The organism is Enterococcus italicus DSM 15952 (assembly GCF_000185365.1).
Taxonomy (GTDB): domain Bacteria; phylum Bacillota; class Bacilli; order Lactobacillales; family Enterococcaceae; genus Enterococcus_G; species Enterococcus_G italicus.
In genome coordinates, this window is record NZ_GL622243.1 from 45,030 (window position 1) to 46,735 (window position 1,706).

The 1,706-nt window shown below is 27.3% G+C and carries 3 protein-coding genes; 2 read left to right on the plus strand and 1 reads right to left on the minus strand.

Translation table 11 applies throughout. The annotated features are described in order from the left end of the window. Positions 1–92: 92 nt before the first annotated feature. Positions 93–851 carry a MobQ family relaxase gene (gene mobQ, locus HMPREF9088_RS12005; RefSeq protein WP_007209302.1) on the minus strand — a complete coding sequence of 253 codons (759 nt, stop codon included), beginning with the start codon at positions 849–851 and terminating at the stop codon, positions 93–95. Between the two features lie 290 nt (positions 852–1,141). Here mobQ and HMPREF9088_RS10855 point away from each other — a divergent pair, with 290 nt between their 5' ends. After that, a complete protein-coding gene (locus HMPREF9088_RS10855) occupies positions 1,142–1,441 on the plus strand; it encodes a hypothetical protein (protein ID WP_007209303.1) in 300 nt (99 codons plus the stop codon). Between the two features lie 2 nt (positions 1,442–1,443). Next, a partial coding sequence (locus HMPREF9088_RS12135; protein ID WP_007209304.1) for a hypothetical protein occupies positions 1,444–1,706 on the plus strand: 263 nt, incomplete at its 3' end.

Genomic DNA, 1,706 nt, shown 5'->3' on the forward strand with positions numbered 1-1,706 from the left:
TTTTAAAGTGAAGTTTTGGTCTTGTTTTAATATTTTCTCTTGATTTTCAAGTTTATCAAGTTCGGCTAGGATATCATTGTAACTTTGAATCTCTAAATTTTTCTTTTTAACTCACTTATAACTCCTTTTTCTTCTAATTTTTTTGAGTAAAAACCTTCATGAATGGTTGGCAATTCTTTTTTCCCTATTTCGGCATGAGATTTTTCAGTAATTTGTTGATCAATATTTCTAGCTTTTAAATATTGGTTAACTTTATCAGCCCAATCTTTACGAATTTCAGAAACAAGAGATTTTCTATCCCAATCATTTGTTTTAATAGAAACCATTTTAATTTTACCATTTTCTAATAAAACCGGGTTTCCATTTTCATCTAGTTTAGGTATCTTTTTTCGCTTGTTAAGAATATTTCCTTCACTATCGACTTCTCTCATTGTTAACATAATATGAGCATGGGGATTGTTTTCATCATCTCTATGAATAGCTACATCTGCAATCATTCCTTCACTGACAAAATTATCTTTAACAAATTCTTCTATCAGTGATCGTTGATCTGTATTATTTAATTCAATTGGCAATGCTACATTTACTTCTCGGCAAATTTGAGAATTCACCTGTTTTTCTGCTAATTCCATTTTGTTCCATAAAGTCTGTCTATTTAAAAATTCATTAGGTACATAATCAGGCTTTGAAATAAAAGCTTCTGGTTTAATAGTTCTATGGTTATATAGATTTGTTTTCTCGTATAGTTCACTATACAATTTTTCACCACTTCGATAAGAAGCCATTGCAATTAAACTTCTTTTTCCGCCTTCTCTTTTTGCTATTGTCATAGATAAATGGAAGATTGCCAATTGTATCACCTCACTTTCTTTTCAAACATGAGCGTAGCGAATTTTAACAAACACGCTTGACGATAAAACGAAATGTAAATTAAGTTTTATAGCACAATTACCACTAAATAAAATTTAGGGGTATAAGTGCGCCCTTAGTAAAAATCTAAGGGGATTCTCTATAAATTAATTCTACTACTTATCAATGAGAAAGTAAATATGTTTAATCTGACATTTTCGTTTATATTTATTGATTTTAGAAATATAATATAATATGATAAACATATACAAATTATCAGGAGGGATATTTTATGGAAAACCAAGATCAAAGCATCAAGACAGAAAATGAGCAAATCATTCCAAAAACAAAACCTAAAAAGAGAAAGAAAAAAACTGTTTCTGATATTGAACTTCAAATTAAAGAATTACAAAAGAAAAAAGAAGAATTAATTCTAAAATCAAAAGCAGATATTGGTGATTTTGTTCTTTCTACTCTTTCAAAAAATGATATTTCTATTGAATCGATTGAAGAAAACAAAGAATTATTCTATGACGAATTAGAAACTTTATTAAATGCGAATAGTCAAAATTTTTCTGAATTACTTAAATAGTTATGGCAAATAATGATTTAAATGACATCAACAAAAGAATAGAAAAACTAAAAATTCAAAAAAATATTTTGCGAGCGAATAGCGAGCAAAATATTAACAGAAAACAACGAACAAAACGATTAATTGAAAAAGGCGCTTTATTAGAAAAATACTTTGAAATTGATTATTTGACGGTTGAAGAAACAGAAGATTCTTTAAAAATTTTTTCTGAATATATTAAAGCAAATAAACCTAAAAAGTATCAAAAAAGGAAAAATAATTTCCC